This window comes from Rathayibacter sp. AY1C1 (genome assembly GCF_002932105.1).
GTDB lineage: Bacteria > Actinomycetota > Actinomycetes > Actinomycetales > Microbacteriaceae > Rathayibacter.
In genome coordinates this window covers 25,302-45,190 of record NZ_PSWH01000005.1, presented here as the reverse complement: position 1 = coordinate 45,190, position 19,889 = coordinate 25,302, and the positions used below count along the sequence as shown (strand labels likewise).

The following is a 19,889-nucleotide window of genomic DNA, read 5'->3' as shown; positions in this document are numbered from 1 at the left end:
CAGAGGCGAGCCCTCGCGGTCAGTCGGCGACGCGGATGAGCACCTTTCCCGTCGCGCCCTGCTCGACCGCGTCGTGGGCGGCCGCGGTCTCCTCGAGCGGGAACCAGGTCAGCGGGAGGCCCGCCTCCTCGCCCACCGGGAGCGCGCCGTCGACGAGCGCCGCGGTGATGTCCTCGGCCGCGGCCTGCAGCGCCCCCTCGCCCACCGTGTAGAGCAGCAGGCCCTGCCACCGGGCGTTCTTCGCGAAGCTCGCGACGATCGGCACGGTGAACTCGTCGCCGTTGTTGTTCGCGTAGTACCCGATGCTGCCGTGGTTGGCGAGCACCTCGACGTCGAGCGCGGCGTTCTGAGCCGGTGCGACCTCGACCACGTGCTGGACGCCCTCGGGGGCGAGCTCGCGGATCCGGTCGGCGAGCGCGTCGTCCGGGTACTGCAGCACGTGCTGCGCACCGGCCGCACGGGCGAGCCGCTCCTTGGGGTCGCTGCTCACCGTCGCGATGACGGTCGCCCCGGCCCAGACCGCGAGCTGGATCGCGGCGTGCCCGACGGCTCCGGCGCCGCCCTGGACCAGGACGGTGCGGCCGGCGAGGGTGCCGGGCGCGAGACGGGAGGGGCCGTGCTCGTGCACGGTGAGGGCGCGGTGGGCGGTCATCGCGGGGACGCCGAGGCTCGCGGCGACGTCGGCGCCGACGCCCTCGGGCAGGCGCACGACGTGCTCGGCGGCGAGCACCGCCGACTCCTGCGCGGTGCCGGTGGGGCGGCGGTGCGCGGAGAGGTACATCCAGACCCGGTCGCCGACGGCCAGGCCCTCGACGCCCTCGCCCAGCGCCTCGACGACACCGGCGCCGTCCTGGTTCGGCACGACCTCGTCGAACGCGAGGTCGCCGTCGGCGCGCGCCTTCCAGTCGGTCGGATTCACGCCCGACGCCAGGACGCGGACGCGGACCTCGCCGGAGCCCGGAGCCCGCTCCTCCCGGTCGACGAGGGAGAGGACGGAGGAGTCACCGGTGCGGGAGTAGACGATCGATCGCATACGGAGGGCAAGGAGCGCGGGCGGCGGTGTATTCCCGGCGGCACGACGAAGGGCGGCGGGCCCGGAGGCCCACCGCCCTGTCAGCGCCGACGGATCAGTGCTGCACGTCCTCCTGGACGGCGTGCTTGGCCTCGCGGGCCGAGTCCTTCACGTCGTCGGTGGCGGAGGTGCCCGCCTCCTTGACGTTCTGCGCGGCGTCGGTCGCGGTCTCCTTGACGGAGGCGAACGCCTGCTGCGCGGGCTCGCGGAGCTCGCTCGCAGCCTCCTTGGCCGCGTCGGTCACCTTGTCGACGACCGGCTGGGCCTGCTCCTTGACGCGGCTCGCCGCCTCCTTCTCCTTGCTGGAGGCGGGGATGAGCGAGGCGACGAGGAGTCCGGCGCCGAGGGCGATGAGCCCCACGGCGAACGGGTTGCCCTCGGCCTTGGCCTTCGCCGAGCCCGCACCGCTCGAGAGTGAGTCGGAGGCGTCGTGCGCCGAGCCCATCACGCGGTCGCGGACGGAGCCCACGGCCGACTTGACCTTGTCGGTCTGACGCTGCGCGATGGCGGACGGGCTGACCTTCTCGGCCAGCGCGTCGACGTCCCCGCCCAGCTCGAGGCGCGTGCGCTCGATGTCCGCCCGGATCTCCTCGGGTGTCTTGTTCTGTCCTGCGTCGTACGTCATCGTCCTGCCCCGTTCGGCTTGAGGGTGTCGGGAATCTTCTTGAGGGAGTCGACCGTCTCGGGAGCGCCGTCGACCTGCTTCAGGCTCTTGCGGCCCACCGCGTAGAGGATCGCGGCCACGATCGCCCAGATGACGGCCACGACCACTCCGGACCAGCCGTTGCCGATCAGAGTGCCCAGGCCCCACCAGAGGGCGATCGAGAGGAAGAGCACGGCCATCAGCGCGGCGTAGCCCGCCCCGCCGAGGAGGCCCGCTCCCTTGCCCGCCTTGCCGGCGGACTCCTTGAGCTCGGCCTTGGCGAGGGCCATCTCCTGGCGGATCAGCGTGGAGAGGTCGCGCGAGACCTCGCCGAGCAGATCGCCCAGCGACGTCGACCCGGCCCGCTGGTCGGGCGTCTCCGTCGAGCGGTGGACGCCCGTCGGGTCGGTCACAGCCGGCCGCCGTTCGGGAAGCCGCCGTCGAGCGGGTCGGCGACGGGCTCGGTCGGCGCGTAGTCGCGCTCGAGGGAGCTCGAGCCGACGGTGCCGTAGGCGGACGCGACGGGCGCGTCGTACGCGGAGGCGTCGGAGTGCGCGGTGGTCGAGGCGGGGGCGTCGAACTCGGGTCCGTCGGTGCGGGTGCTCGTCGCCTCCTTCTCGTCCTTCGCCTCGGCGGTCAGGGCGCGGATGAGGCGCCCGCCGACGAGTCCCGTCGCCGCGGCGATGAGGATGAAGGCACCCGGGCGGCGGCGGGCGAACGCGCGGACGTCGTCGAGGAGCTCGGACGGGTCGCGGTTCTCGAGCCACGAGGCCACACCCTGCACGCGGGTGGCCGCCTGGGAGACGAGCTTCGCCGCGGCGTTGTCGCTGCCGCCCTCGCCGTTGGCCAGCGCGGTCAGGTCGTCGCTGAAGGCGCGGGCGCCCTTGGCGGCGTTCTCCTTCTGGGCGTGGGCCTGCTCGGTGAGCTGGGTGCGGCTCTGGTCGTAGAGGTCCTTGACCTGGACCTTGGCCTCCTGGACCACGTTGGCGGCCTCGTCCTTGCCGGTCGAGAGCACTTCGCTCGCGGCCTGCTTGGCGTCGCCGGCGACGGCGCCGGCCTGGTCCTTGGCGGTGCCCGCGGCGGCGCTCGCCTTCTCCTTCGCGGAGTCGGCCGTGCCGCCCGAGGAGGAGCCGGAGGAGGTGTCCGTGGAGGCGACGTGCGCCCCGCTGTCGATGGGGGTCTCGGTCGCGCCGAAGTTCGCGGCGCCGTCTCCGAACGGAGGTGAAGCGGGATCGATGTTCGACATCGTCTGTCCCTTCCAGGATCGAGTGGGGAATGAATGCGTGCCGGCGTCGCCAGTCTGTTCGGGCCCTCGAGTACCGGGAAGGGCATAGCGGCTGACCCCCCGATGGGGCTACCATCCCGCGCCCACGAGGGCGGGTCCCGAGGGCCCGTGGATCGACTGCTCCGCCACCGCGTCAAGCCCCTTCTGACCCGCGAACAGGGCTCCCTACCGTCGAGAGGACGGACATCGGACGTCCGCACCCGGATCCGCCCGGCTACCCCGGAAAGGCAACCAGTCATGTTCTTCCACCGTCAGGAACTCCAGTTCACGTCCACGCCCTCGAAGCCCGACGCGGTCTTCGCCCGCCGCTTCCAGGAGGTGCTCGGCGGCCAGTACGGCGAGATCACCGTGGCGATGCAGTACGGCTTCCAGGCCTGGAACGCCCACGACCCGGGCAAGTACCGGGACCTGCTCTTCGGCATCGGCGCCGAGGAGTTCGGCCACGTCGAGATGATCGCCGTGATGATCGCCCAGCTGCTCGAGAAGGCCCCGGTCGAGCAGTCCGAGGACGCGATGAAGAAGGACCCCGTGCTCGCGGCGGTCATCGGCGGCTCCGACGTGCAGCACGCCATCGTGGCCGGCGCCGGCGCGCGCCCCGTCGACAGCATGGGCAACCCGTGGCAGGGCTCCTACATCACCGCCAGCGGCAACCTGCTGGCCGACTTCACCGCCAACGCGAACGCGGAGATGCAGGGTCGGCTCCAGGTCGCCCGGCTCTACCACATGACCGACGACCACGGCGTGCGCGACCTCCTGTCGTTCCTCCTGGCCCGCGACACCATGCACCAGAACCAGTGGATCGCGGCGGCCGCCGAGCTGCGCGCGGAGGGCCGGGAGGACCTGCCCGTGCCCTCGAACTTCCCGATCTCGAAGGAGGAGCGCTCCGTGTCGTACGAGTACATCAACTTCTCGGACGGAGCAGCGGCCTCCGAGGGCAGCTGGGCCTCGGGCCCGACCCCGGACGGCAAGGGAGAGTTCAGCTACCGCGTCGCGGAGCCCGGCGGCAACGTCCCGATGCCCCCGCCCACCCAGCCGGACGAGCGCCTCTACGGCACCGACCCGAAGCCGAACATCGTCGAGAAGGCAGTGGGGGCCGTCAAGGACGCGGTGACGGGCAAGTGAGCGCCGCACGGGTCCTCGGTGCGCTCGGCGCCTCCGCCCTGACGATCGGCCTGCTGGCCGGCTGCACCGGCGACGCCCAGACGCCGTACCAGTCGGGGAGCGCGGTGCCCACCAGCGCCGACGACGGATCGTCGCAGACGCCCACGAACGCGCCCTCGCAGTCCGCTCCGTCCGAGTCCGCCACCCCGGCGACCTGATCCCGCGCCCTCGGCCGGCCGGCCCCGGTCGAGGGCGCGAATCATCGCAGTCCAGCGGGCACCCGGGCAAGCCCCTTCCCGCTCCCAGGAAGCGGGCAGTTCCCGGTCCTACGGTCGTGCCAACGATCAGCGAAGGAGGCACCACCATGGGGCTCGATGACAAGATCAAGAACGCCGCTCAGGACATCGCCGGCAAGGCGAAGGAAGCCCTGGGCGACCACAAGAACGACGACAGCCTGAAGGCCGAAGGCCAGAAGGACCAGGCCGCGGCCTCGGCCAAGAAGGCCGGCGAGGACGTCAAGGACGTCTTCAAGTAGGTCTCGGCAGTACCGCGAAGGCGGCGCTCCCCTCGGGGGGCGCCGCCTTCGCTGTTCCCCGGCTAGGGGTGCAGGACGACCTTGATGCAGCCGTCCTCCTTCTTCTGGAAGGTCTCGTAGAGGGCCGGAGCGTCCTCGAGCGGCGCCCGGTGGGTCACGAGGTCCATCACGCCGAGCGGATCGGAGGAGTCCTCCACCAGCGGCAGCAGATCGTCGATCCAGCGCTTCACGTTGCACTGGCCCATCCGCACCGTCACCTGCTTGTCGAACATCGACTTCAGCGGCATCGGGTCGGCCTCTCCGCCGTAGACCCCGCTCAGCGAGACGGTGCCGCCGCGGCGGACCAGGTCGAGGGACGCGTGGACCGCGGCGAGGCGGTCGACGCCGACCGTGTCCATCGCCTTGCGGGCGATCGGGTCGGGCAGGAGCCCCGCCATCGACTGCGCGAACGAGCCGACCGGCGAGCCGTGCGCCTCCATGCCGACCGCGTCGACGACGGAGTCGGGGCCGCGCCCGTCCGTGAGGTCGCGCAGATGCGCGGCGATGTCATCGGACAGGTCGAACGTCTCCACGCCGTACCGCTCGGCCATCGCGCGCCGCTCGGCGACGGGCTCCACGGCGAGGACGCGGTAGCCGCGGTGGGCGCCGATCCGCGCCGCGAACTGGCCGACCGGGCCGAGTCCGAAGACGACCAGGGTCCCGCCGTCGGGCACCTGCGCGTACTCCACGCCCTGCCAGGCGGTGGGCACGATGTCGCTGAGGAAGAGGTAGCGCTCGTCCGGCAGGTCCGTGCCGACGACGATCGTGTTGTAGTCGGCCAGCGGCACGCGGAGCAGCTCGGCCTGCCCGCCCGGGACCTGGCCGTACATCTTCGTGTAGCCGAAGAGCGCCGCTCCCGAGCCGTACTCGGTGACCTGCGTCGTCTCGCACTGCGACTGCAGCCCTCGGCGGCACATGAAGCACTCGCCGCAGGCGATGGTGAAGGGCACGACGACGCGGTCGCCGGGCTTCAGGGTGGTGACTCCGGAGCCCACCTCCTCGACGACGCCCATCGGCTCGTGGCCGAGCACGTCCCCGCGGTCGATGTAGGGCCCGAGGAGGCGGTAGAGGTGCAGGTCGGAGCCGCAGATCGCGGTCGAGGTGATCCGGACGATCGCGTCGGTCGGCTGCTGGATGCGGGGGTCGGGGACGGTCTCGACCGAGACCTTCTCGATGCCCTGCCAGGTGAGTGCTCGCATGCTCGTGTCCGTTCTCCGGCTCGCGCCGGTCGGGGTCGGTGTCCCTCCACCGCACACCCGGAGGGCGCCGAGGGGGAGGGGCTTGACGCTCCCCGGAGCGTTCCCGAGGGGGATTCCCGGGAGAACGCACGGACGTGCATCCCGCGTTCACCCGACTCACGGCGGCCGAGTGGTGGGATGGGGGGATGGATGCTCTCTACACCGCCATCGCCCACGCCTCCGGTGGAGGACGCGACGGCCACGTCCGCACCGAGGACGACCGTCTCGACCTCGACACCCGCGCCCCGCAGGAGCTCGGCGGCTCCGGCGAGGGGACCAACCCCGAGCAGCTGTTCGCGGCCGGCTACTCCGCCTGCTTCCTCAGCGCCCTGCACGGAGCCGGTCGCCAGCTGAAGATCGACACGACCGACGCGGCCGTCTCGGCCAGCGTCTCGATCGGGAAGAACGACTCCGACGGCTTCGGCCTCTCGGTCGAGCTCGACGTCTACGTGCCGAAGGCGAGCTCCGAGGACGCGCAGAAGGTCGCCGACGCGGCGCACCAGCTCTGCCCGTACTCCAACGCCACCCGCGGCAACATCCCCGTGCAGATCAACCTGGTCGACTGACCGAGCCCTCTGGACGGCCCCTCCCGGACTCCGGGCAGGGGCCGTCGTCGTGTCCGGGGGCGGTCCGTTAGGGTCGGGGCATGACCGAGGAGCTGTCGCACGAGGAGCCGTCGCACGAGGAGTCCCTGGCGCGGGCCGAGCTCGTGCAGATCCGTCAGAGCATCGACAACATCGACGCGGCGCTGATCCACCTGCTCGCCGAGCGCTTCAAGTTCACGCAGAAGGTCGGCCGGCTGAAGGCCGCGCACGGGCTGCCCGCCGCGGACCTCGAGCGCGAGGCCCGCCAGATCGCGCGGCTGCGGGCGCTCGCCGAGGAGTCGCACCTCGACCCGGCGTTCGCCGAGAAGTTCCTCGGGTTCATCGTCGCCGAGGTCATCCACCACCACCAGCGCATCGCCGACGGCGCCGAGGACTGAGGCTCAGCCCTCGATCCGCAGCAGCCCCGCCGTGCGCTCGCGCAGCACGCCGAGCAGCAGCGGGTAGTCGGGGAAGAGCTGGTCGCGCCGCAGCGTCGGCACCCGCAGCCCGAGGGGGACCTCCGTGATGCGGCCGTTCGTCTCGGTGAGGGTCAGGCGGAGGCTATGGCTCCCCGTCGGGCTCGAGGCGACGACCGAGCGCAGAGCCTTGAGCGGGAAGATCAGCCCGTCGATCTGGATGGCCGACTCCGACACCACGATCGAGCCCGGCAGCCCGGGCCGCAGCGCCAGCCGCGCGGCGACCAGCCCGAGCGGGAGGGAGAGCGCCACGACGACCGCCCCCAGCGCGATCTGCGCGCGGTCGCCCGACGGGGATCCCGCGAGGGCGACGGCCAGGACGCCGGCGGCGAACGCCTCCGTGGCGACGACGACCAGGGCGACCGCCCGGCGCTGGAGCGGAGCGCGGTGCGGCCGGAAGCGGACGGCCGAGGCGGGCCCGGCCAGAGCGGGCGGCAGAGCGTGGCGGACGCGGGCGGCGGCGCCGAGGTCGGCGAGCAGGGCGGCGAGGTCCTCCGGGCGGAAGTGGCCGCAGCGCACCTCGACTCCGTCGCCGCGGCACCAGGCGACGAAGCCGTCGCCGTCGGCGGACTCGAGGAAGCGGACCGACCGGCGGGGCCACTGCTCGCGGCGGCGGCGGCCGCGCATCAGCACGACCTGCGTCTCGGTCGTCATCACGCGGGTGGGGGAGACGACGAAGAGCGAGACCGCCGAGGCCAGTCCGATGACGACGGTGAGGGCGAGGAGGCCGAGCGCGAGCACCGACTCGTCGAGGACGCCGCGGCGGTCCGCGAGGACGGCGAACGGGATGAGCACGGCCGCGAGGCCGGCGCCGAGGAGCCGCAGGAGGAGGGCGCGGAGGCGTCGCAGGACCGATGGGCCGTACACCCGTCGCGTCCGGATCGCCATCGGTTCCGACTCCATCGCGTCAGGCTAGCCCCGGCCGGGGCCGGTCGCCCGGAGAGGCGCGGCGGTGGCGCGATCCTCGCGCCACCCGTCCCCGGTTCGGGGGAGGAGTGGCGCGAGGCGCGGCCTACGCCTCCGCGGTGCGGTGCAGGGCGCGGACCGAGACGACCCGGCGTCGGGCGATCGCGGCGACGGTGAGCAGCAGGCCGAACAGCAGCCAGATCACCAGGCCGACGACGGCGCCGGCCGTGCCGTCGGTGCCCTCGACCACTCCGGACAGCGCGTTCTGCGCCGCCGAGAGCGGCAGGAACCCGAGCACGTCGTCGAACAGCCCGGGGACCGTCGAGATGATGCCCGCGCCGAGCGCGATCACCGCCGCGACCATCGCGAGGAAGCGGCCGATCCCTCCGAGCAGGGCGACCAGCCCCTGGTTCACCGCGGCGAACGAGGCGCCGGTGAGCATCGCCAGGAGGGCGAAGCCGACCCAGCGGCCCGGCTCCAGGCCCGCGACCCCGCTCATCACGATCGCGACCGCGAGTCCCTGCACCACGCCGATCACGAGCGCAGGCACGTAGGAGGAGAGGGCGAGCGCCGCGGAGGAGCGGGTCGAGGAGAGTGCACGGTGCGAGAACGCCGCGAGCACCAGGAACGTCGCGAGGGCGCCCAGCCAGAGGGCGATGGTCGCGAAGAACGGGACGCTGGAGGCTCCGAACAGGTCGGTCGCGCTGCTCGCGTTCTCGACCGGGTCCGAGACGACGTCGGCGAGGTTCGTCGACTCCGACTCGGTGTAGGTCGGGAGCTGCGCGACCGCGGCGTCGAGGCCGGTCGCGAGCGTGCGGGTGCCGTCGGCGAGCTGCACGGCGCCGTCCGAGACCCCGCTCGCGCCGTCGGCGAGCTGGTCGGCGCCGTCGGCGGCGGAGGAGGCTCCCGCGGCGAGGTCGGCGGCGCCGCCCGCGGCCGTGGTCGCGCCGGTCGCGAGGTCGCGGGCACCGGCCGCGGCGGTGGTGGCGCCGGTCGCGAGCTGCGCCGACCCGGCCGCCGTGGTGTCGAGGCCGTCGGCGAGCTGGGACGCTCCGCCCGCGGCGTCGTCCGCGCCGTCGGCGAGCTGCGTCAGGCCGCCGGACAGCTGTCCGATGCCCCCCGAGAGAGTGCGCGCGCCGGTGGCGGACTGCCCGACCGCGTCGATCAGCGAGGGCTGCCCGTCGCCGCCGAGGCGGATGCCCGCGTCGATCCCGGCGACGGCTCCCGCGGTCGTCGTGGCGAGGGTGGTCGCGCCGGTGGGTCCGTCCGCCGAGGCGATGACGGCGCGCGCGGCGAGGCACTGCGTCGTCTCGCAGCCCTCGAGCGCGGCGCTGAGCGCCTCGAAGGTCCCCGCAGTGGCGGCGGCGGCGCCGGCGCTGAGGGCGGCGACCTGCTGGGTCCCGTCGCCGGTCCTCACCACTCCCTCCCTCAGCTGGTCGAGCCCGTCGGCCAGGTCGGAGGCGCCGCCCTGCAGCGCGGTCGCCCCGGTCGCCGAGTCGCGGGCGCCCGTCGCGAGCTGTCCCACTCCGCCGGAGAGGCCGCGCGCACCGGTGGCCAGCTGCGCGACTCCGCCGGACAGATCGGAGGCCCCGGTGCCCAGCTGCCCCACGCCGTCGGCGAGGGACGAGGCTCCGGTGCCGATCTGCCCGACGCCGTCCGAGAGCGAGGAGGCGCCGGTGGCGAGCTCGTCGATCCCGTCGGCGAGGCTGCTCGTGCCGTCGGCGAGGGTCGAGGCGCCGGTGCCGAGCTGGTCGGCGCCGTCGGCGAGCGTGCCCGCGCCCTCGGCCGCCTGGCCGATCTGCTCGTTGAGGGTGTTGAAGCCGACGTAGACGTTCTCGAGGTAGGCCGTGGTCAGCTGCGTGTTGAGCAGCGACGTGGCGGTGCTGGTCACGGTGGCCGAGATGGCGTCGTCGACGAGCTTGGCCTTCTCGCTGGTGGCGATGTCGATGGTCGCCTTCGTCGCCTCCGCGGCGTCGCCGGAGTACGAGGTGGCGGCGGCGGAGAAGGAGGAGGGGATCGTCACGACGGTCGCGTAGCTGCCGTCGGCGAGGCCCTTGGCGGCGTCGTCCTTGTCCGTGAGGACCCAGGTGAAGTTGCCCGTCGAGTCCGAGCCGGAGACGTTGGGCACCGGGGTCGTGCTCGCGGACGGCGTCGCGCTCGCCGAGGGGGTGGAGGAGGGGGCGTCCGAGCTCGCGGAGTCGGTGCCGCCCGTCACCAGGCCGGCCGCGAGCTGGCGCCCGAGCGGCACGGTCTGCCCGTTGATCTCGACCGGGGTGTCCTCGTTGACCACGGCGGCCGTGATCGTGTCGAGGCGCTCGGTCGGGTTCCAGAGCGCCCACACCAGGAGGCCGCCGATGACGAGGGGGACCAGGACGATCCCGAGAAGGGTCAGCCAGGACACCTTCTTGACGCCGCGGGGGCGTTCGAGGGAGAGGAGAGCCATCTGTCAGAGGACCTTTGCGATCGCGCGGCGCTCGGCCGCGGGCGAGACCGCGAGCACGCCGCGGTCGGAGGGGAGGAGGTCGTCGAGCGCCTCGGCGTCGACGGAGGAGGCGACCACGGTGAACGCGTCGTCGGCGGCGCGGGCGGCGTCGAGCTCGGCCCGGATCGCGCCGCGCAGCTGCGGGTCGGTGACCGTGTCGAGGTCGTCGAGCACCAGGATCGGCGGAGCCGACTCCAGGGCCGACCGGACGTCGGCGACGGGGTCGGCGGCTCCGGCGAGGCGCACCAGCCCGACCCGGCCGCGCACGGCGGCGGAGCGGATCGGCACGACCAGGCCCGCGACCTTCAGGCGCCCGGAGTCGGGGGCGAGCCGACCGGCGATGCTCAGCAGCAGCGCGGTGCGGCCGGAGCGGTCCGGCCCGTGGACCACGAGGGAGGAGCCGGGAGCGACCCGCAGCGAGACGCCGCTGTAGACGGGACCGTCGGGTCCGTCGAGGCGGAGGTCCTCGGCCGCGATCACGTCCGTGGATCCGGGCTCCGGCCAGTCGGCCAGCGCGAGCTCCTTCGTGAGGCCCTCGCCCTCGACGTCGAAGGACGGGAGGATGCGGTCGAGCCAGCGCGGCATGTGCCAGGCGCGGTCGCCGAGCAGGTGCAGCACGGCGGGCACCAGCGTCATCCGCACGATGAACGCGTCGACGAAAACGCCCACGGCGAGCCCGAGCGCGATCGGCTTGATGTTGGTGTCCCCCTCCGGCACGAAGGCGGCGAAGACCGAGAACATGATGACCGCGGCGGCCGTGACCACCTTGGCCGAGCCGACGAAGCCCGACTCGACAGCGGCGCGCGCCGGCCTCCCGTGCACGTAGTCCTCGCGCATCCGCGAGACCAGGAACACCTCGTAGTCCATCGCGAGGCCGAAGAGCACGCCCATCAGGATGATCGGCATGAAGCTGATGATCGGGCCCGTCTTGTCGACGTGCAGAGCGTCCGAGAACCATCCCCACTCGAACACCGCCGCCACGGCGCCGAAGGACGCACCGACCGACAGCAGGTAGCCCAGCGTCGCCTTGATCGGCACCCAGAGCGAGCGGAACACCATCGTCAGCAGCACCAGCGACAGGCCCACGACGAGCAGGCCGAACGGCAGCAGGGCCTTGGCGAGAGTGTCCGAGATGTCGATCCCGACCGCGGTCTGGCCGGTCACTGCGAGGTCGACGCCGTACTCCTGCTGGAAGTAGTCGTGCTTGTCGCGGATCTCGGCGACCAGCGCCTTGGTGGCCTCGGAGTCGGGGCCGCCCTCGGGAATGACCTGGATGATGCCGGTGTCGGCGGTCTCGTTGGGCGTCGCGAGCGGCACCGAGGCGACTCCGTCGAGCTTCTCGATCTCGCCCTTGAGGTCGTCCATCAGGCCGAGCGGATCGGTCGAGCCGATGATCGTGCCGGTGACGATGAGCGGGCCGTTGTAGCCGGCGCCGAAGTTCTCGGCGAGCAGGTCGTAGGTGGTGCGCGCGGGAGTGCCCTCGGCCTGGTAGCCGGCGTCCGGCAGGGCGAGGCGGAGGCTGAGCGCCGGGATGCTCGCGACGCCGAGCACGCCGATCACCGCGATGATCGTCACGATCGGGAAGCGCGTGACGACCCGGACCCAGCCGCGGAAGAACCCGCGCGGGACCTCGGCGTGCACGTGGCCGCCGGGGGAGGCGGTCGCCGCCTCCTCGTGCGCCTCGGTGTCGACGTGGGTGCCCGCGGCGGCGGCCTTCGCGGCCTTCTTCTTCGCGCGGCGCTCCTTCGGGCGCAGCCGCGCGCCGGCGAAGCCGAGGAGGGCGGGGGTCAGGGTGAGCGCGATGACCACGGCGATCGCGACTCCGCCCGCCGCTGCGACGCCCATCGTGGTGAGGAACGGGATGCCCGCGACCGAGAGGCCGACGAGCGCGATGATCACGGTCAGGCCCGCGAAGACGACGGCGGAGCCCGCGGTCGCGGTCGCCCGCGCGGTCGACTCCTCCGGGTCCATGCCCTGCTTCAGCTGGTCCTGGTGGCGGCTGATGATGAAGAGGGCGTAGTCGATCCCGACCGCCAGGCCCAGCATCAGCGCCAGGAGCGGCGTGGTCGAGGAGATCGAGGCGAAGCGGGTGGCGATGAAGATGGCCGACATCGAGAGGGCGACGCCGAGCAGTGCGGTGACCAGCGGCATGCCGGCGGCCAGGAACGAGCCGAAGGTGAGCACGAGGACGACGAGGGCGACCACGAGGCCGATCGCCTCCGTGATGGTCACGCCGGGGAGGTTCTGGGCGAAGAGATCGCCGCCGAGCGAGACCACGGAGCCGGCGGGCAGCGCGTCCTGGAGGGTCGTCGCCTCGGCCTTCAGCGCGTCGCGGCTCTCGGGGCTCGTGGTGGTGGCGGAGCCGTCCATCTGCGCGGTGATGACGAGAGCGTTCCCAGCGTCGGAGATCGTGCCGGACACGCTGTCGGAGTAGGGGTCCGTGACGGCCGCGACCTCGTCGACGTCGCCGAGCGCGGCGACCGCGTCGCTGACGGGGCCCTTCACGTCGGCGTCCTGGACGCTGCCTCCGTCGGGCGCGACGACCACGTACCGCGCGGACGTGCCGCTGACCTGGGGGAAGGTGCGCTCGAGCTGGTCGAGGGCGGTCTGCGACTGCGTGCCCGGGATGGAGAACGTGTTGTCGGTGCCCTGGTTGAGCAACAGCGCTCCTCCTCCGCCCGCCACCACGATCAGCAGCCACAGGACGGCGACGAGGCGGTGGGCGCGGTACACGCGACGACCGAGACGGTAGAGCAGCGACGACACGCGGTCTCCTGACGATGGGTGGGGAGGGTGGCGATACGTCTCTGTACCAGGGCGGAGCCGGGCTCCGATACACGAGCGTATCCGATACAGGACCGTATTCGATACGTGAATGTATCGGATAAGGTGAACGGCGTCGAAGGTGTTGACAGGGCGGGCAGGAGGCTGGTGATGACGGCGATCGACTCCACCCCTCCCGAGACCTCCCGCCGAGGCCGCACCCGCGAGCGCCTGCTCGACGCGGCCTACGACGTCTTCGCCGAGACCGGCGTGCACAGCGCGTCCGTCGAGCAGATCTGCGAGCGCGCCGGGTTCTCGCGCGGCGCCTTCTACTCCAACTTCTCCACCAAGGAGGAGCTGTTCTTCGCGCTCATGGAGCGGGAGAACGGCGCCCGGGTGACCGCCCTCGTCGAGCAGATGGACCGTACGATCCCGCGCGTCGTCTCGGCCGACGAGCCGCTGACGGCCGAGACGCTGGCCGTGGTCATCCTCGACTTCCTCCAGGGTCCTGCCACCGACAACCGCCGCTGGTGCGTGGTCGAGTCGGAGTTCGAGCTGCTCGCGCTCCGCGACCCGCGGATCGCTCCGCAGTACCGCGACTTCCGCGCCGGCTTCGACGCCTCGCTCGTGCAGATCGTGCACGGGGCGCTGCGCCAGGTGCGCCGCGAGTTCTCCCTCGAGCCCACGACCGCCGTGCGCCTGCTGGTGGCGGGCTACGACGACGCGGTCAAGCAGTCGATCCTCGAGGACGAGTCGGAGCCCGAGTCGCTCGAGCGCCTGCGGGCGACGCTGACGGCGATCGTCCTCGCGATCTCGTCCGCCGACGCCTGAGCCGGGCCGGCTCTCGCGACGGCGGCCGCCGTACCCGCCGGCCGAGTCCGCACCCGGCGGCCGAGCGGCCGCTGGCGAGTGCCGGGTCCGGTCCCCGCTCCTCCGCCCGCGCGACGAGGATGGACCCATGGAACTGCGTCAGCTCGAACACTTCCTCGCCGTCGCGAAGGAGCAGCACTTCACCCGCGCCGCGAGCGCCCTGCAGATCTCGCAGTCGGGCCTCTCGGCGTCGATCCGTGCGCTCGAGAGCGAGCTGGGCAGCCCCCTCTTCACCCGCAGCACGCGCCGGGTCGAGCTGACGCCGGCCGGCCGGGCGATGCTCGCGGAGTCGGAGCGCTCGGTCGCCAGCGCGCTCGCCGCCCGCGACGCGGTTCTCGCCGTGCAGGGGGTGCTCCGCGGGAGCCTCGCGGTCGGCACGGAGGAGTGCCTCGGCGGCGTGCACCTGCCGCGCGAGCTCGCGACCTTCCGCGAGCAGCACCCGGGAGTCGCGCTCCGGCTGATCCACGAGGGGTCCGGCACGCTGCTCGACTCCGTCGCCGCCGGCCGCCTCGACCTGGCGCTGGTCGCCGACATCGGAGCCGTGCCGGGCGGCGTGCGGACGATGCCGCTGGCGAGCGAGGGCTTCGCGGTGCTCGTGCGCCCGGGTCACCCGCTCGCGAGCCGCGTCGGCTGCCGCATCCCGGACCTGGCGGGCGAGACGATCGTGGGGCTGCAGGAGCACTGGGCGGCGAGTCACCTCGCGGCGCGGGCGTTCGCGGCGCACGGTCTCGCGTTCGAGGTCGAGCTCGAGGTGAACGACGTGCACACGCTGCTCGACCTGGTCGAGTACGGCATGGGGATCGCGGTCGTGCCGGCGCACTTCGCCGAGAAGCGCCCGGCCGGGCTGCGGGCGGTGGCGCTCGCCGATCCGCTCCTGGTGTGGCGGACGATGGTGGCGGTGCCGGAACGGCCGAGCGCCGCGGCCCGCGCGTTCGTCTCGGCCCTCCCGCAGCCGCTGCAGGACGCGGTCTGAGTCGGATCGCGCTCGCAATGGAGGAGGGACCAGCGCCGAGATCCCGCGATCCGCGCCGGACCGGTGCCTCGACCGGATCCCTCCTCCGTCATGAACGGGCTCAGTCGAGCGAGGCCAGCTCCTCGGGCGTGAGCTCCAGGTCGGCCGCCGTCGCGGAGTCGCGGATGCTCTCGGGGCGGGAGGCGCCCGGGATCGGCAGCACGACCGGGGCCTTCGCCAGCTCCCAGGCGAGGCAGACGACCTGCGGCGTCACGCCGCGGGCCTCGGCGACCGCCGCGAACGCGGAGTAGCGCGAGCCGAGCTCGCCCGCCGAGGAGATGCCGCCGAGCGGGCTCCACGGCAGGAACGCAAGTCCCAGCTCGGCGCAGAGCTCGAGCTCCGGCTCGCTGGAGCGGAACGACGGCGAGAACTGGTTCTGCACCGAGACCAGGCGCTCGCCGAGGATGCCGTGCGCCTCGCGGATCTGGTCAGGGTCGGCGTTAGAGATGCCCGCTCGGAGGACGACGCCCTCGTCGAGCAGCTCGGCCAGCGCTCCGATCGAGTCGGCGTAGGGGACCGCCGGGTCGGGCCGGTGGTACTGGTAGAGGCCGATCGCGTCGACGCCGAGGCGCTTCGCGGACGCGCGGGCCGCCTCCTTGAGGTACTCGGGGCGGCCGTCCTGGTCCCAGGGGCCGGGCTCGCGCCGCAGGTGGCCGCCCTTGGTGGCGACGAGCACGGCGGAGGTGTCGCCGCCGTAGCTGCGCAGCGCCTCCGCGATCAGCAGCTCGTTGTGGCCGAGGTCGTCCTGGGTGGCGAGGTGGTAGGCGTCGGCCGTGTCGATCAGGGTCACGCCGGCGTCGAGGGCGGCGTGGATCGTGGCGATCGAGCGCTCGCGGTCCGGGCGGCCCTCGATCGACATCGGCATGCCGCCGAGTCCGATCGCGCCGACCTGGAGGTCGCCGAGAGTGCGCTGCTTCATGAATGCTCCTTCGCAGTGGGGTGGGTGGTCACCAGGCGTAGTCCTCGGGGGCTGCCCGGTGGCCGGGGAAGATCTCGTCGAGGCGCGCGAGGGCCTCGGCGTCGAGGGTGATGTCGACGGCGGCGACGGCGCTCTCGAGCTGCTCGAGCGTCCGCGGCCCGGTGATCGGACCGGTGACGGCGGGCTGGTGGAGGAGCCACGCCAGCGCCAGCTCGCCGGGCGCCTCGCCGCGCTCGCGGGCGAACGCCTCCCACTGCTCCAGGGCGGGGCGGTGCTCCTCGATCGCGGCGAGGGTGCGCTCGGAGGAGCGGCGCCCGCCCTCCGCGGTCTTCTCGAGCACGCCGCCCAGCAGTCCGCCCTGCAGCGGCGACCAGGGGATGACGCCGAGCCCGTAGTGCAGCGCGGCGGGCAGGACCTCGCGCTCGACGTCGCGGACGAGCAGGTTGTAGATCGACTGCTCGGAGGCGAGGCCGGTGAAGTGGCGGGCGCGCGCCGCCTCCTGCGCCTGGGCGAGGTGCCAGCCGGCGAAGTTGCTGGAGCCGACGTAGAGGACCTTGCCCTGCTGGACGGCGACCTCCATCGCCTGCCAGATCTCGTCCCAGGGCGTCGTCCGGTCGACGTGGTGGAACTGGTAGAGGTCGATGTGGTCCGTCTGCAGGCGGCGGAGGCTCTCGTCGAGCGCGCGGCGCAGGGTGAGCGCCGAGAGGCGGCCGCCGTTGGGCCAGGAGTCGCGGCCGCGCTCGGCTCCGGGAGCGGCGAACTCGCCCATGTCGCCGAAGACCTTGGTCGCGAGGACGGTGCGCTCGCGGCGCTCGCCGCCCTGCGCGAACCAGCGGCCCACGATCTCCTCGGTGGCGCCGCGGCCGGCCTCGCCTCCGTACACGTTGGCGGTGTCGAAGAAGTTGACGCCGAGCTCGTGCGCGCGGTCCATGATCGCGAACGAGTCGTTCTCCTCGGTCTGCATGCCGAAGTTCATGGTGCCGAGGACGGTGCGGGAGACGGACAGGCCGGTGCGGCCGAGGTGCGTGTACTGCATGGTCCCAGTCGACTCCGGTTCGGGCCGCGTGTCCAACAGGTGCTCGGCATGGGTGCGATCGACGGGGGAGGTCAATCGGGGGCGCGCCGTCCAGGGGCCGCCCCGCGCCCCGCCTCGGGCCTGCGCGTCGGCCGGGTCCAGCGGCCTCGACCGGATCGCCCGCAGCCCGCTGGGCGCGGTGGCGCTCGGCCGCCCGGGTGCCGGGTTAGAGTCGCGGAATGGTCCGGACGACGCAGCGCCTCGTGATCGCCCTCTCCGCCGTGGTCCTGCTCGCCGGCTGCACGGCGGAGGCGACGAGCCCCGCCGCCGCACCCGCCGAGCCGACCGCCTCCACGGCGCCGCCCGCCGCCGGAGCCGAGTCCACGCCGCGGCCGGTGCCGAGCGTCTCGACCACTCCCGCGCCCGTCGAGGACGTCTCGGCCGAGTGCGTCGTCCAGGCGCTCGACGAGGGGACGCTCGACGGCGTCGACCTCGAGCGCGTGCGCGACCGCGGCACCCGCGTCGGCGCGACCGGGACGGCGAGCACCGCCTCCGACGGCGCCCCGGCCTCCTACCTGGTGGCAGCGGGCGACATCAGCGAGCGGATCGCGGACCGGTTCTGCATCAGCTCCGACTACCTCTCCGCGCTGAACTCGGTGCGCCGCGACGGCGTCGACATCGACAGCCTCTACGGCGGCGACACCCTCAACCTCCGCCCGACGACCGTCCTGAGCGTCGGCGACCAGAACGGCCGCGTCCTCGACAACGCCGAGCCCGACGACCTCCCCGCGCAGACCGGCTGACGCCGCTGACGCCCGCCGCCACTCCTCCCGCCTCGCAGCAGCACGCGACCACCGCGGAAGGCGCGGACCCGACGGCACGCGCGCGGCACTCAGCGCAGGACGCCGATCAGGACCGCGGACACGGCGACGGTCGCCGCGAGCCCGGTCGTCCGCGAGCGGCGGCGCGCCGGGTCCTCGAACCACGGCAGCCCGTCCCAGCGCAGCACGGCGCCGGCCGCCCCGGCCGCGGTGAGAGCCACCAGCACGGCCCAGGGGAGCAGCGTCAGCGCCGACCAGTCGACGAGTGCCCGCCCGAGCAGCAGCACGGCGACGGCCTCGACGCCGCGGGCGAGCGTCCGGACGCGGTCGCGGTCGAGGAACCCGGCCGCCCGGCGCCGGGGGATGCTCCCCAGGGCGAAGCGGCCGACGGTGAACGCGACGACGAGCAGGACGAGGATCGAGGCGATCATCACGACTCCTCCCCGGCGCGCTGCAGCAGGCGCAGACCGAGCTCGTCGACCGAGCTCGCCGTGTCCCCGTTGACGAACACGGCTAGGCCGCGCTCCCGGTCCATCGCGAGCATCGTCGAGTAGCCGGAGGTCCCTCCGTTGTGCCAGGTGACGGATCCGCCGTCCTCCGACTCCGAGGTGAACCAGCCGAGGCCGATCCGCGCCCCGTCGGCGTCGAACCGGGGATCCAGGACGCTCGCCGCGGGCACGCCCAGCGCGGGGTCGTCGGTGAGGAGGGCCTGCGCGTAGCGGGCCATGTCCTCCGCGGTGGAGCGGACGCCGCCCGCCGGTGCGTAGCCCGCCATCGTCCACGCGTCGACGGACCGCCCGCTCGCCGAGAAGCCGGTCGGCGCGTCGCCGGGGAGGGCGTCCGCGGTCTCCGGGACGGAGGTCGCGGTCATCCCGAGCGGATCGAGGACGCGCTCGCGGAGGAGGTCGGCGTAGTCGCGGCCCTCGGCGCGGGCGAGCGTCTGGCCCAGCACCGCCGCACCGAGGTTCGAGTAGGCGTGCACGTGCTCGCCCTGGTCCGCCTCGGCGGCCTGCCGGAGGACGTCGTCGGCCGACCAGCCCGCGTAGGGGTCCGTGCCGCGCAGCTGGGCGACGAGCGTCGAGGCGAGGTCGCCGACACCGGTGGGGAGTCGCGGCAGGCCGGAGCGATGGGTCGCCAGCTCCTCGAGCGTCCCGGTGAAGCCGCCGACGTCGGCGTGCTCCGCGGCGGGGTCCTCGAGCCCGACCGTCCCCTCGGCGGCGCTCCGGGCGAGGAGGAGCGCGGTCATCGTCTTCGTGACCGATCCGATCTCGACCTCGGTCCGCTCGTCGGCTCCGAGTCCGCCGTAGCGCACGCCGTCGGGCGTGATCACGGCGGCGACGAGGTGGTTCCGCGCCCCGTCTCCGACGTCGGTCCGGAGCCACCCGGCGATCTCGACGTTGCCCGTCGCCTCGGTCGAGAGGGTCGGAGCGGAGGGACGGAGCAGCACTCCGCCGAGCAGGACGACGGCCGCGGCGGAGGCGGCGGCGAGGGCGAGGCGGCGGCGGGTCATCGGGGTCCTCCGGCGGCGAGCAGGATCACGAGCAGGGGGACGAGGCGCTCCGGCGGGACGCCGTAGCGGCCGCGGCCGCGCGCCTCCAGCCAGCCGGCGGCGACCAGCTGGTTGACGTGGTGGTAGATCTGCCCGGTGGTGCCTGCGCCCTCGCTCTCGGCGAGCTGGGCGACGGTCTCGACTCCGCCGGCCACCGCCTGCAGGAACCGCAGGCGCACGGGGCTGCCCAGCGCGGCGAGCGCGGTCGGCCCGGGGCTCGCTCCCCAGTCGCGCTCGAAGAACGCGTCGGTGCTGAGGCCGTACTGCCACTCGACGGGGCCGGCCGGAGTGGCGACCGAGCCGGCGAAGACGACTCCGCCGGGAGAGGGCAGGCGCTCGCGGAGAGCGGTCAGGGCCCAGAGCGGATCGTCGGCGGCGGGCGCGGCGGGGGTGTCGGCGCGCTCGAGGCGGTCCAGCCGCGCTCGGAGCTCGTCGACCTCGCCGGCGAGGTCGCGGGAGGAGGTCATGCCTCCACTATTGCAAACATTCCGTAATCACGGAACTCCGGAGCGGAGCCGGTACCGCAGGAGTCGCGGTGGTCCAGCTCGACCACCGCGACTCCTGCGGACTCGGATCGCC

21 protein-coding genes are annotated in these 19,889 nt (G+C 73.5%); 8 read left to right on the top strand and 13 right to left on the bottom strand.

Going from position 1 to position 19,889, the window contains the following annotated elements; all coding sequences use genetic code 11:
- Positions 1 to 19 precede the first annotated feature (19 nt).
- The 4 genes from C5C71_RS03820 to C5C71_RS17845 all read right to left on the bottom strand — a co-directional run bounded on the left by C5C71_RS03820 (position 20) and on the right by C5C71_RS17845 (position 2,961).
- Positions 20 to 1,033, bottom strand: coding sequence for an NADPH:quinone reductase (locus C5C71_RS03820; protein WP_104337168.1), 1,014 nt, complete (start codon positions 1,031 to 1,033; stop codon positions 20 to 22).
- 94 nt (positions 1,034 to 1,127) lie between these two features.
- On the bottom strand, positions 1,128 to 1,697 hold the full coding sequence (locus C5C71_RS03815) for a DUF3618 domain-containing protein (RefSeq protein WP_104222768.1): 570 nt from the start codon (positions 1,695 to 1,697) through the stop codon (positions 1,128 to 1,130).
- On the bottom strand, positions 1,694 to 2,128 hold the full coding sequence (locus tag C5C71_RS17850; protein WP_104222767.1) for a phage holin family protein: 435 nt from the start codon (positions 2,126 to 2,128) through the stop codon (positions 1,694 to 1,696). The genes C5C71_RS03815 and C5C71_RS17850 overlap by 4 nt, the downstream gene beginning before the upstream one ends.
- Positions 2,125 to 2,961, bottom strand: a complete 837-nt coding sequence (locus C5C71_RS17845; protein ID WP_104297354.1) for a hypothetical protein — start codon at positions 2,959 to 2,961, stop codon at positions 2,125 to 2,127. The genes C5C71_RS17850 and C5C71_RS17845 overlap by 4 nt, the downstream gene beginning before the upstream one ends.
- Before the next feature lie 276 nt (positions 2,962 to 3,237).
- Between C5C71_RS17845 and C5C71_RS03800 the strand changes: the two genes are divergently transcribed.
- From C5C71_RS03800 to C5C71_RS03790, 3 genes are all read left to right on the top strand, one after another.
- Positions 3,238 to 4,122: a manganese catalase family protein gene (locus C5C71_RS03800; protein WP_104222765.1), complete on the top strand. Its 885-nt coding sequence runs from the start codon at positions 3,238 to 3,240 to the stop codon at positions 4,120 to 4,122.
- Complete coding sequence (locus C5C71_RS03795) at positions 4,119 to 4,319, top strand: hypothetical protein (protein WP_104222764.1); 201 nt, start codon at positions 4,119 to 4,121, stop codon at positions 4,317 to 4,319. Before C5C71_RS03800 ends, C5C71_RS03795 begins: the two co-directional genes overlap by 4 nt.
- A 146-nt stretch (positions 4,320 to 4,465) precedes the next feature.
- Positions 4,466 to 4,636 carry a CsbD family protein gene (locus C5C71_RS03790; protein ID WP_104222763.1) on the top strand — a complete coding sequence of 57 codons (171 nt, stop codon included), beginning with the start codon at positions 4,466 to 4,468 and terminating at the stop codon, positions 4,634 to 4,636.
- 62 nt (positions 4,637 to 4,698) lie between these two features.
- Here the strand turns inward: C5C71_RS03790 and C5C71_RS03785 are convergent, their stop codons facing one another.
- Entirely contained in the window at positions 4,699 to 5,874 is a 1,176-nt protein-coding gene (locus C5C71_RS03785; protein WP_104337167.1) for a zinc-dependent alcohol dehydrogenase, read from the bottom strand.
- A 185-nt stretch (positions 5,875 to 6,059) separates the two neighbouring features.
- Here C5C71_RS03785 and C5C71_RS03780 point away from each other — a divergent pair, with 185 nt between their 5' ends.
- The gene (locus tag C5C71_RS03780; RefSeq protein WP_104222761.1) at positions 6,060 to 6,479 is read left to right on the top strand and encodes an organic hydroperoxide resistance protein; all 420 of its coding nucleotides are present in this window, start codon (positions 6,060 to 6,062) and stop codon (positions 6,477 to 6,479) included.
- 80 nt (positions 6,480 to 6,559) lie between these two features.
- Positions 6,560 to 6,895, top strand: a complete 336-nt coding sequence (locus C5C71_RS03775; protein ID WP_104222760.1) for a chorismate mutase — start codon at positions 6,560 to 6,562, stop codon at positions 6,893 to 6,895.
- A gap of 3 nt (positions 6,896 to 6,898) precedes the next feature.
- Here C5C71_RS03775 and C5C71_RS03770 read toward each other — a convergent pair whose 3' ends face one another.
- The 3 genes from C5C71_RS03770 to C5C71_RS03760 form a co-directional block, all read right to left on the bottom strand.
- Positions 6,899 to 7,876, bottom strand: a complete 978-nt coding sequence (locus C5C71_RS03770) for a hypothetical protein (RefSeq protein WP_146084420.1) — start codon at positions 7,874 to 7,876, stop codon at positions 6,899 to 6,901.
- 109 nt (positions 7,877 to 7,985) lie between these two features.
- Positions 7,986 to 10,322 (bottom strand): YhgE/Pip domain-containing protein, encoded by a 2,337-nt coding sequence (locus tag C5C71_RS03765; protein ID WP_104261173.1) that lies wholly within the window; start codon positions 10,320 to 10,322, stop codon positions 7,986 to 7,988.
- Between the two features lie 3 nt (positions 10,323 to 10,325).
- Positions 10,326 to 13,127 carry an MMPL family transporter gene (locus tag C5C71_RS03760; RefSeq protein ID WP_104337166.1) on the bottom strand — a complete coding sequence of 934 codons (2,802 nt, stop codon included), beginning with the start codon at positions 13,125 to 13,127 and terminating at the stop codon, positions 10,326 to 10,328.
- 168 nt (positions 13,128 to 13,295) lie between these two features.
- Between C5C71_RS03760 and C5C71_RS03755 the strand changes: the two genes are divergently transcribed.
- A complete protein-coding gene (locus tag C5C71_RS03755) occupies positions 13,296 to 13,955 on the top strand; it encodes a TetR/AcrR family transcriptional regulator (protein ID WP_104225692.1) in 660 nt (219 codons plus the stop codon).
- Between the two features lie 127 nt (positions 13,956 to 14,082).
- Positions 14,083 to 14,967 carry a LysR family transcriptional regulator gene (locus tag C5C71_RS03750; RefSeq protein ID WP_104222755.1) on the top strand — a complete coding sequence of 295 codons (885 nt, stop codon included), beginning with the start codon at positions 14,083 to 14,085 and terminating at the stop codon, positions 14,965 to 14,967.
- 100 nt (positions 14,968 to 15,067) lie between these two features.
- Here C5C71_RS03750 and C5C71_RS03745 read toward each other — a convergent pair whose 3' ends face one another.
- Both C5C71_RS03745 and C5C71_RS03740 read right to left on the bottom strand, forming a co-directional pair.
- Positions 15,068 to 15,925 (bottom strand): aldo/keto reductase, encoded by an 858-nt coding sequence (locus tag C5C71_RS03745; protein ID WP_104239446.1) that lies wholly within the window; start codon positions 15,923 to 15,925, stop codon positions 15,068 to 15,070.
- A 28-nt stretch (positions 15,926 to 15,953) separates the two neighbouring features.
- Entirely contained in the window at positions 15,954 to 16,961 is a 1,008-nt protein-coding gene (locus C5C71_RS03740; RefSeq protein ID WP_104337165.1) for an aldo/keto reductase, read from the bottom strand.
- A gap of 218 nt (positions 16,962 to 17,179) precedes the next feature.
- Here C5C71_RS03740 and C5C71_RS03735 point away from each other — a divergent pair, with 218 nt between their 5' ends.
- Positions 17,180 to 17,743 (top strand): hypothetical protein, encoded by a 564-nt coding sequence (locus C5C71_RS03735; protein WP_104337164.1) that lies wholly within the window; start codon positions 17,180 to 17,182, stop codon positions 17,741 to 17,743.
- Positions 17,744 to 17,832: 89 nt separating this feature from the next.
- Here the strand turns inward: C5C71_RS03735 and C5C71_RS03730 are convergent, their stop codons facing one another.
- From C5C71_RS03730 to C5C71_RS03720, 3 genes are read right to left on the bottom strand one after another with little or no spacing between them, the layout of a single operon-like run.
- On the bottom strand, positions 17,833 to 18,192 hold the full coding sequence (locus C5C71_RS03730) for a hypothetical protein (protein WP_104337163.1): 360 nt from the start codon (positions 18,190 to 18,192) through the stop codon (positions 17,833 to 17,835).
- The gene (locus C5C71_RS03725; RefSeq protein WP_104337162.1) at positions 18,192 to 19,271 is read right to left on the bottom strand and encodes a serine hydrolase; all 1,080 of its coding nucleotides are present in this window, start codon (positions 19,269 to 19,271) and stop codon (positions 18,192 to 18,194) included. Before C5C71_RS03725 ends, C5C71_RS03730 begins: the two co-directional genes overlap by 1 nt.
- Positions 19,268 to 19,777: a winged helix-turn-helix domain-containing protein gene (locus C5C71_RS03720; RefSeq protein WP_104319368.1), complete on the bottom strand. Its 510-nt coding sequence runs from the start codon at positions 19,775 to 19,777 to the stop codon at positions 19,268 to 19,270. Before C5C71_RS03720 ends, C5C71_RS03725 begins: the two co-directional genes overlap by 4 nt.
- Positions 19,778 to 19,889: the final 112 nt, after the last annotated feature.

Bases quoted from the DNA above. Each gene is read 5' to 3' on its own strand.
- C5C71_RS03820 (WP_104337168.1), bottom strand. From the start codon at position 1,033: ATGCGATCGATCGTCTACTCCCGCACCGGTGACTCCTCCGTCCTCTCC.
- C5C71_RS03815 (WP_104222768.1), bottom strand. From the start codon at position 1,697: ATGACGTACGACGCAGGACAGAACAAGACACCCGAGGAGATCCGGGCG.
- C5C71_RS17845 (WP_104297354.1), bottom strand. From the start codon at position 2,961: ATGTCGAACATCGATCCCGCTTCACCTCCGTTCGGAGACGGCGCCGCG.
- C5C71_RS03800 (WP_104222765.1), top strand. From the start codon at position 3,238: ATGTTCTTCCACCGTCAGGAACTCCAGTTCACGTCCACGCCCTCGAAG.
- C5C71_RS03790 (WP_104222763.1), top strand. From the start codon at position 4,466: ATGGGGCTCGATGACAAGATCAAGAACGCCGCTCAGGACATCGCCGGC.
- C5C71_RS03785 (WP_104337167.1), bottom strand. From the start codon at position 5,874: ATGCGAGCACTCACCTGGCAGGGCATCGAGAAGGTCTCGGTCGAGACC.
- C5C71_RS03780 (WP_104222761.1), top strand. From the start codon at position 6,060: ATGGATGCTCTCTACACCGCCATCGCCCACGCCTCCGGTGGAGGACGC.
- C5C71_RS03775 (WP_104222760.1), top strand. From the start codon at position 6,560: ATGACCGAGGAGCTGTCGCACGAGGAGCCGTCGCACGAGGAGTCCCTG.
- C5C71_RS03770 (WP_146084420.1), bottom strand. From the start codon at position 7,876: ATGGAGTCGGAACCGATGGCGATCCGGACGCGACGGGTGTACGGCCCA.
- C5C71_RS03765 (WP_104261173.1), bottom strand. From the start codon at position 10,322: ATGGCTCTCCTCTCCCTCGAACGCCCCCGCGGCGTCAAGAAGGTGTCC.
- C5C71_RS03755 (WP_104225692.1), top strand. From the start codon at position 13,296: ATGACGGCGATCGACTCCACCCCTCCCGAGACCTCCCGCCGAGGCCGC.
- C5C71_RS03750 (WP_104222755.1), top strand. From the start codon at position 14,083: ATGGAACTGCGTCAGCTCGAACACTTCCTCGCCGTCGCGAAGGAGCAG.
- C5C71_RS03745 (WP_104239446.1), bottom strand. From the start codon at position 15,925: ATGAAGCAGCGCACTCTCGGCGACCTCCAGGTCGGCGCGATCGGACTC.
- C5C71_RS03740 (WP_104337165.1), bottom strand. From the start codon at position 16,961: ATGCAGTACACGCACCTCGGCCGCACCGGCCTGTCCGTCTCCCGCACC.
- C5C71_RS03735 (WP_104337164.1), top strand. From the start codon at position 17,180: ATGGTCCGGACGACGCAGCGCCTCGTGATCGCCCTCTCCGCCGTGGTC.
- C5C71_RS03730 (WP_104337163.1), bottom strand. From the start codon at position 18,192: ATGATCGCCTCGATCCTCGTCCTGCTCGTCGTCGCGTTCACCGTCGGC.
- C5C71_RS03725 (WP_104337162.1), bottom strand. From the start codon at position 19,271: ATGACCCGCCGCCGCCTCGCCCTCGCCGCCGCCTCCGCCGCGGCCGTC.
- C5C71_RS03720 (WP_104319368.1), bottom strand. From the start codon at position 19,777: ATGACCTCCTCCCGCGACCTCGCCGGCGAGGTCGACGAGCTCCGAGCG.